The following is a 7,242-nucleotide window of genomic DNA, read 5'->3' on the forward strand; positions in this document are numbered from 1 at the left end:
TTGCCGCACAAACTGGTTACTACTCTATGAATTCTGATTCGTTCACCACATTCAAGAAAAATGCCGCGATCGCCTCGATCTATTTGTCACGCGGATTCGACAAAGTAGCAGGCTGGGTCACGCAGCTTTCGTGGTGGAAGTTCCTGTTGTTTGCGGCACTGATGCTGGTAGCTGCGGGGATTTTGCAGGAAACGCTGTTTTCTTCCGAAGAGCTCGTCATCGAGAAAGTCAGCAGGCACAACAGCAAGCCTTCAAAATCCGCCAATTCCGCCAGAGGCAAAACCGATATCCGGATTGACGACACCGGCGTCCACATAAACACCGGCACCTATACCTACGATGGTAACGATGGCAGCGCTGCAGCGAGCGCCCCGGCCGCGCCGACGCCTCCTGCGGCGCCGGCAGAAACCGCGGCAGCAGCCAGTGCGCCAAGCGCTCCGCCCGCACCCGCGGCACCAGCCCCCAACAACGCCGCCAGCCTGAACCTGAGCTTGCCGCCTGACGCCGCCCAGGATGTCAATCAGGCGATCAACGACGCGGTTGCCGCCATCCACGAGGCTGCTGCCGAAAAAGCGGAGCAGCAAGTAGCTCGCTACCAGAAGAAATCTTCTGAATGGTTCGTGAATTTCGTGTTTTTGCTGTTGATCGGTTTGTTCGGCACCAAGGCCCTGATGGGCGGCAAGAAACGGGCTGAAGCGCGGGCCCAGGCTGCCAACGCCGCCGCCGAGCACGCCAACCTGCAACGCGAAGTATCGGAGGCCAAGATGCAGATGATCCAGGCCCAGGTCGAGCCGCATTTCCTGTTCAATACGCTGGCGTCGGTCGATTACCTGATTGAAACCGATCCGCCACGTGCATCTGCCATGCAAAAGCACCTGATCCAGTACTTGCGGGCGGTATTGCCGCAAATGCGGGAAACCTCTACCGTCACCACGCTGGGACGCGAAGTCGACATCGTGCGGGCCTATCTGGATCTGTTGAAGATGCGCATGGAAGAACGCCTGAACGTCGATCTGCAGGTATCCGACGGCTTGCGCAGCGCGGCCTTCCCGCCGATGATGCTGCAATCGCTGGTGGAAAACGCCATCAAGCATGGCCTGGAGCGCAAAGCGGAAGGCGGCTACTTGCGTATCAAGGCGGAAGTCGCCGACAATAAGCTGCGCGTCAGCGTCAATGACGACGGCCTCGGTTTCGGCGCCTACCCCAGCAATGGCACCGGACTTGGATTGCAAAGTATCCGCGACCGCCTCAAACTGTTGCACGGCAACGCCGCACAGCTGGAGATCGCTCCCAACAGCCCGAGCGGCGTATGCGCAACCATTGAAGTGCCTTATCAGGTAGTCGGCACCGGCAAGACCAAGCCTGTATAAATTCATCAATCAGGCTAGCTTCATAAGCAGGAGGAAACATATATATGAATATGAAATTGAAAGCGATCTCGCGTTTTGCGTTTGTCTTTACGCTGGCTACCGCAGCGTTGGTTCCGCTGCTCAGCCCCGGCTCCAGCATGGCCGCCGAAGTCGTCAGAGTCGAGCGCCAGCTAGGTAGTTTCCAGCAAGTGGAAGTCATGGATGCGGTGAACGTGTATCTGACCCAGGGGCCGGCCAAGCCGGCTGTGATCGAAGCCGAATCCAACCTCGTTCCGCTGGTCGAGCTGGACATCAGCGGTTCAGTATTGAGAGTCCATTTGAAGCGCAATTGGTCCTTCACCAGCCACCACGACATCAATGTCTATCTGACCGCGCCTGACGTCAATGGCCTGAGCGTCTTCGGCTCAGGCGACCTGAAACTGCGCGACAAATTGAGTTCGAAAGACAGCATCAAGATTTCCATCTCTGGTTCCGGCAGCGTCAGCGGTGAACTGAACGCGCCTACCGTCACGGCCTCTATCGCCGGCGCCGGCGACATCAAGGTCAAAGGAAAGACACGCGATCTGAAGGTTTCGATTGCAGGCAGCGGCGATTATGACGGCTTTGACCTGATGGCGGAAAACACCAAGGTATCCATCGTCGGCAGCGGCGACGCCCATGTCTATGCCAGCAAGAATTTAAACGTCTCAACCGCCGGCTCCGGCGACGTCGCCTATAGCGGCGAGCCGCAAGTGCGCTCCAGCATCATGGGCTCCGGGGCAGTCAAAAAACGCTGAATCTCCTGTTAGAATACCTGCCTATGCCTACTGCTATCATTGCCGATGATGAACGTCTGATGCGCGACCAGATTCGCTTGCGCCTGAGCCAGGCGTGGCCGGAACTGGAAATCCTCGGCGAGGCGAAAAACGGCGACGAAGCAATCGAGCTGGTCGACCAGCTGCAACCCGATTTCACCTTCCTCGACATCCGCATGCCGGGCAAAACCGGGCTGCAGGCGGCGCAGGAAATCGGCGGCAAAAGCCATATCGTTTTTATTACCGCCTATGACGAATACGCCATCGAAGCTTTCGAGCGAGGCGCTGTCGATTACATCCTGAAACCGGCCGAGGCCGAGCGCTTGCGCCTGACCGTCACCCGCCTCAAGGCCCGGCTCAGTTCGACGCCGGCCGACATGGGTTCGATGCTGACCCAGCTCGCCAAGCAAATGGGGATCGCCACCAAACCGGTCTATCTGCAATGGATACAAGCCAGCATCGGCCAGCAGCTGCGGCTGATCCCGGTACAGGAAATCCTGTTTTTCCGTTCCGATGAAAAATACACCAGCGTCCAGACCGCCGCCTATGAAGCATTGATCCGCAAACCGGTGCGCGACCTGGCTGAAGAGCTGGATCCCGACCTGTTCTGGCAAATCCACCGCGCCACCCTGGTCAATGTCAACGCCATCGACGGCATTACCCGCGACATGCGCGGCCGCCATCAGGTACTGATAAAGGGACATGCTGAAAAGCTGGAAGTGAGCCGCAGTTTTATCCATCTGTTCAAACAGATGTAGGCGCCGGCCCGGCGCTACGCTGTATGACTACGCGGCGACGCTATGCCAGCAAGGCCTTGACGAAATCCTTCTTGCCGCCAGGCGGCGGTATCTCGAATTGCAAAGCCGACTCCACATGATGCAAATGATGCTGCATCAGCTGCACCGCCTTTTCCGTATCCCCGGCCTTCGCCGCCTGCAGGAATTCGACGTGTTCATCCGATGAACATGTCGCGTCTCTGGTGGACTGGTACAACATGGTAATGAGCGAACTGCGGCCGGCCAGCTTGGTCAGCACGTCGGTCAAGACCTGATTGTCCACGATGCGTGCCAGCAGGATGTGAAAGTCGCTCAGCAATTTGGAGCGGATTTGCGGATTCTCCTTGGACAGCGCCTCGCGTTCCTGCCGCAAGTGCTGCTCCAGCATTTGATAATCGGCGGCGCCGGCCTTGGCCACGAACTCACGCACCAGCGCGGTTTCCAGCACGCGCCGCACGAAGAATATCTGGCGCGCTTCCTCTTCGGTCGGCCGGCTCACAAACGCCCCTTTGTCGGGCACCAGATCGATCAATTTGTCTTTCGCCAGCATCACCAGCGCCGCCCGGATCTTGGTGCGGCTCACGGAATACAGGCGCGCGAGGGCCTCTTCCCGCAATTTGGTGCCGGGCGGCAGGCGCTGCTCGGCAATCGCGGCCGTGATATCGGCCGCTATATCGTCAGAACTGTCGGCGCCGGATGGGCTGGAAGACAGGCTCATGTTATCGATTTCCTTGGAGCTGGGTTCTAAAGATCAAAATTGTACTTGCAAATGCGGCGCCTTCAAAAAATAAGAATGGCTTGCGCCCGGCCGCCAACTGCGCCGGACGCGCCTGCTCTCTGTTTATAGCGACCTGCTGTCAGCCGCTATTTGCAGGTTGGCCGCGTCATAGTCGTCTCCTACGGCGGCCGGACGGGCGCCATTCAAGACCGCATGCGCGCGTACCTTGTCGATATCTTTTTCCCACACCGCCACCACCACGGTCGCCACGCAGTTACCCAGCAGATTGCCAAGTGCACGTGCGATGCCCATGAACCAGTCGACCGACAGCACCAGCACCAGTCCCACCACCGGAATCGCCGGGATGGCCGATAAGGTCGCCGCCAGAATCACGATCGCCGAACCCGGCACGCCATGGGCGCCCTTGGAAGTAATCAAGGCCACCGCCAGGATTGCCAGCAAATCGGTGAACGCCAGCGGCGTATTGGTGGCTTGCGCAATGAACACGGCGGCCAGGGTCAGGTAGATCGAGAAGGCATCCAGGTTGAACGAATAACCGGTCGGGATCACCAGGCCGACAGTGGAATCCTTGATGCCCATATATTCCAGCTTGCGCATGATCTGCGGCAGCACGCTGTCCGAAGAGGCGGTCGCCAGCACCACCAGCAGTTCGGCACGCAGGTATTTGATCAGCTTGAAGATGCTGAAACCGGCAAGCCTGAGGATGCTGCCCAATATCGCAAAGACGAAAACCACCACCGCAAAGAAATACAGGAGCACCAAGAAACTCAGTTGCTGCAAGGACCCGACGCCGTATTTGCCGACCGTGAACGCGATCGCGCCGAACACGCCTAACGGCGCCAGCCTGATGATGAAAGACATGCATTTGAAAAATGCTTCCGACATGCTGTGCACGATGGTGATGATGGGCGCCGCTTTTTCACCGATCAGCGACAGGGCCGAACCGAAAATGATCGAAAACAGCAGCACCTGCAGTACATCGCCAGAGGTAAACGCGCTGACCACGGTATTCGGGATGATTTTCATCACGAAGTCGGAAAAGCTGCTGCCTCTCACCTTATTGGCGGTTTCCACATAACTGGACAAGGCATTCGCGTCCAAGGTGTCAGGATTGATGTTCATGCCGACGCCAGGATGGAATACGAAGGCCAGCAGCAGCCCCAGCACCAGGGCAAGCGTAGTCACAACTTCAAAGTAGATCAGCGCCTTCAAGCCGACCCGGCCGACTTTCTTCAACTCGCCGGCACCGTAAATGCCATGTACCACTACACAGAACACGATCATCGGGATGATCATCTTGACCAGCTTGATAAAACCGTCGCCCAAAGGCTTCAGGCTTTCTCCGAATTGCGGGAACAACACCCCGACTGCGATTCCCATGACAAGTGCTATCAGCACCTGGCCAAACAGTGATTTATAAAAGCGCCGCACGTTCGTCTCCTAATTGTTTGTTTGGTTTATACCAATTTATAAGTCTGGAATCGCCCCGATTCGAGCTTGGAAAAGCGGCGCCCCGGATTCAATATAATGCATCCACTTATTGTATGCAATAATTGAATTCAAGAGTATTATTCAAAAAACCCAAAAAAACAAAAAATTACGAAAAACCTTAATCGATATTTCACTCGGCGAGGAGACACAATCATGGATTGCAATATAGAAACACCAACCGCTTGCGGCGAACGGATCATGCGCTGGGCAGACGATCTGGCGCAATTCAGCGAAGCGCCCGACATGCTGACGCGCACTTACCTGACCAGCGCCCACCATGGCGCGGCGGCGCAACTGGCCGAATGGATGTGCGCAGCCGGCATGAGCGTGCGGCGCGATATGGCCGGCAACGTCATCGGCCGTTACGAAGGCTTGATCCCGGATGCCCCCGCGCTGCTGACCGGTTCGCATTTCGATTCGGTGCGCAACGGCGGCAAATACGACGGTAATCTCGGCATCTTGTTGCCGATTGCTTGCGTGCAACAATGGCACAAAGCCGGCAAGCGCTTCCCTTTCGCGATTGAAATCATCGGCTTTGCCGAAGAAGAAGGCGTGCGCTTCAAGGCCACCCTGCTCGGCAGCCGCGCCGCCGCCGGCACCTTCGACCTGGCGGTGCTGGATAACCTGGACGAAGCCGGCCACAGCATGCGCGACGTCATGGCCGCCTCCGGTTTCCATGCCGCCGGCCTGGGCAAAGCGGCTTATGCGCCGCAAGCGGTGCTGGCGTTTGTCGAAGTCCATATCGAGCAAGGACCGGTGCTGCTCAATCAGGAACTGCCGCTGGGAGTGGTAAGCGCCATCTCCGGCGCCTCGCGCTTCACGGTCGAGATCGAAGGCCTGGCCGGCCATGCCGGCACCGTGCCGATGGAGATGCGCCGCGACGCCGCCATGGCGGCAGCGGAAATCGGCCTGTATATAGAGCAACGCTGCCACGGCACGCGTGGCCTGGTCGGCACCGTCGGCCAATTCAATGTACCGAATGGCGCCGCCAATGTGGTGCCGGGCAAGGCGATTTTTTCGATCGACATCCGCGCCGAACAGGATCAGATACGGCAAGCCGCCGTGGCCGACGTGCTGGCCAGGATCGAACAGATTGCACAGCGCCGCCATGTCGTGGTTCACACCCGCAAGACCCATGAAGCATCCAGCGTTCCCTGCGCGCCGTGGTTGCAACAGCAATTGGCGGGCGCGATTGAAACTAGCGGCATAGCGCTGAAGCATTTGCCGTCCGGCGCCGGCCATGACGCCATGGCGATGGCTGCCATCACAGATGTAGCGATGCTGTTCGTCCGCTGCGGCAATGGCGGCATCAGTCATCACCCGGACGAAATCATGACAGCCGCCGATGCCGCCCTCGCAGCGCAGGTATTTAGCCGCTTTGTTGAAAATTTTAAACATTAATTTAATTTCTACTTTGGATTTGATCATGACCAATACCACCATCACCATCGACGGCTTCAACCTCACCGCGCAGCAAGTCGTCGACGTCGCCCGCGCGCCGCACCTGCCGGTGACCCTGGCCGACTCTTCACGCGCCGCCCTGAAAGAAAGCCGCGACTACATCGAATCGACCTGGATGCACGATGAAGCGCCGATGATGTACAGCTTCAACACCGGCGTCGGCTTGTTGAAAGACACCCGCATCAAGGTCGAACATATCGAGCTGTTCCAGACCCAGCTGATCAAGGCCCATTGCGCCGGCATCGGTGAGCCATTCTCGGAAGAGGTCAGCCGCGCCACCATGCTGTTGCGCGCCAATGCCTTCGCCAGCAATTATTCGGCGCCACGGGTCGAAGTGGTAGACCGCCTGCTGGCTTTCCTGAATGCAGGCATCCATCCGATCATGCCGCAAAAGGGGTCGGTCGGCGCGTCCGGCGATCTGGCCCCCTTGTCTTACCTGGCGGCGGCGATTGCCGGCTTTGACGAAGCTGAAGTGATGTACCAAGGCCAGCGCATGAGCGCGCCGCAAGCGATTGCCAAGGCCGGCGTCGGCCCGGTCAAGTTCGACCTGAAAGCCAAGGATGCCTCGGCCCTGATCAACGGCTGCACCGCTTCGCTGGCGGTAGCGGTAT

General features: G+C 58.2%; 7 protein-coding genes. 5 read left to right on the top strand and 2 right to left on the bottom strand.

All coding sequences use genetic code 11. The annotated features are described in order from the left end of the window. The first annotated feature begins 26 nt into the window (after nt 1-26). Genes BLV81_RS22385 through BLV81_RS22395 form a run of 3 tightly spaced genes read left to right on the top strand, consistent with a single transcriptional unit; the run spans nt 27 to nt 2,922 of the window. Nucleotides 27-1,370, top strand: coding sequence for a sensor histidine kinase (locus BLV81_RS22385; protein WP_092360119.1), 1,344 nt, complete (start codon nt 27-29; stop codon nt 1,368-1,370). 44 nt (nt 1,371-1,414) lie between these two features. After that, nucleotides 1,415-2,146 carry a head GIN domain-containing protein gene (locus BLV81_RS22390; RefSeq protein ID WP_092360120.1) on the top strand — a complete coding sequence of 244 codons (732 nt, stop codon included), beginning with the start codon at nt 1,415-1,417 and terminating at the stop codon, nt 2,144-2,146. 23 nt (nt 2,147-2,169) lie between these two features. After that, entirely contained in the window at nt 2,170-2,922 is a 753-nt protein-coding gene (locus BLV81_RS22395; protein ID WP_092360121.1) for a LytR/AlgR family response regulator transcription factor, read from the top strand. 40 nt (nt 2,923-2,962) lie between these two features. Here BLV81_RS22395 and BLV81_RS22400 read toward each other — a convergent pair whose 3' ends face one another. Continuing rightward, nucleotides 2,963-3,658, bottom strand: coding sequence for a GntR family transcriptional regulator (locus BLV81_RS22400; protein ID WP_092360122.1), 696 nt, complete (start codon nt 3,656-3,658; stop codon nt 2,963-2,965). Between the two features lie 123 nt (nt 3,659-3,781). Then, nucleotides 3,782-5,110: a C4-dicarboxylate transporter DctA gene (locus BLV81_RS22405; protein WP_092360123.1), complete on the bottom strand. Its 1,329-nt coding sequence runs from the start codon at nt 5,108-5,110 to the stop codon at nt 3,782-3,784. A 213-nt stretch (nt 5,111-5,323) separates the two neighbouring features. Here BLV81_RS22405 and BLV81_RS22410 point away from each other — a divergent pair, with 213 nt between their 5' ends. Both BLV81_RS22410 and BLV81_RS22415 read left to right on the top strand, forming a co-directional pair. Further along, entirely contained in the window at nt 5,324-6,571 is a 1,248-nt protein-coding gene (locus BLV81_RS22410; protein ID WP_092360124.1) for an allantoate amidohydrolase, read from the top strand. 25 nt (nt 6,572-6,596) lie between these two features. Next, nucleotides 6,597-7,242 (top strand): aromatic amino acid ammonia-lyase (locus BLV81_RS22415; protein WP_143036423.1); only part of this gene is annotated, 646 nt, incomplete at its 3' end.

Source organism: Collimonas sp. OK242 (genome assembly GCF_900107095.1).
GTDB lineage: Bacteria > Pseudomonadota > Gammaproteobacteria > Burkholderiales > Burkholderiaceae_D > Collimonas.

Bases quoted from the DNA above. Each gene is read 5' to 3' on its own strand.
- BLV81_RS22385 (WP_092360119.1), top strand. From the start codon at position 27: ATGAATTCTGATTCGTTCACCACATTCAAGAAAAATGCCGCGATCGCC.
- BLV81_RS22390 (WP_092360120.1), top strand. From the start codon at position 1,415: ATGAATATGAAATTGAAAGCGATCTCGCGTTTTGCGTTTGTCTTTACG.
- BLV81_RS22395 (WP_092360121.1), top strand. From the start codon at position 2,170: ATGCCTACTGCTATCATTGCCGATGATGAACGTCTGATGCGCGACCAG.
- BLV81_RS22400 (WP_092360122.1), bottom strand. From the start codon at position 3,658: ATGAGCCTGTCTTCCAGCCCATCCGGCGCCGACAGTTCTGACGATATA.
- BLV81_RS22410 (WP_092360124.1), top strand. From the start codon at position 5,324: ATGGATTGCAATATAGAAACACCAACCGCTTGCGGCGAACGGATCATG.